General features: G+C 66.0%; 1 protein-coding gene. It reads left to right on the top strand.

Translation table 11 applies throughout. From position 1 onward, the window contains the following. The coding region (locus tag AC58NV_RS23690) for a formate--tetrahydrofolate ligase (protein WP_497229325.1) at window positions 1-747 on the top strand (747 nt) is incomplete at both ends.

Below are 747 nucleotides of genomic sequence, written 5' to 3'. Positions count from 1 at the left end.
GTCGCTGGGCCCGAACTTCGGCATGAAGGGCGGCGCGGCAGGCGGCGGCTATGCCCAGGTGGTGCCGATGGAGGAGATGAACCTCCACTTCACCGGCGACTTCCACGCCATCACCTCGGCCCACTCGCTGCTGTCGGCAATGATCGACAACCACATCTACTGGGGCAACGAGTGCGACATCGACACCCGCCGCGTCGCCTGGCGCCGGGTGGTCGACATGAACGACCGCGCCCTGCGCACCATCACCGCGTCTCTGGGCGGCGTCTCCAACGGCTTCCCGCGCGAAGCCGGCTTTGACATCACCGTGGCCTCCGAGGTCATGGCGATCCTGTGCCTCGCCAACGACCTCAAGGACCTGGAAAAGCGCCTCGGCGACATCATCGTGGCCTACCGCCGCGACAAGACCCCGGTCTACTGCCGCGACATCAAGGCCGAAGGCGCGATGACCGTGCTGCTGAAGGACGCGATGCAGCCGAACCTGGTGCAGACCCTGGAAAACAACCCGGCCTTCGTGCACGGCGGCCCGTTCGCCAACATCGCGCACGGCTGCAACTCGGTGATCGCCACCAAGACCGCGCTGAAGGTTGCCGACTATGTCGTCACCGAAGCCGGCTTCGGCGCCGACCTGGGTGCCGAGAAGTTCATGAACATCAAGTGCCGCAAGGCAGGCATCGCACCCTCCGCAGTGGTGCTGGTGGCCACCGTGCGCGCGATGAAGATGAACGGCGGCGTTGCCAAGGCGGACCT

This window comes from Leisingera sp. ANG49, from assembly GCF_059694505.1.
This window is presented reverse-complemented; position numbering and strand designations above follow the sequence as displayed.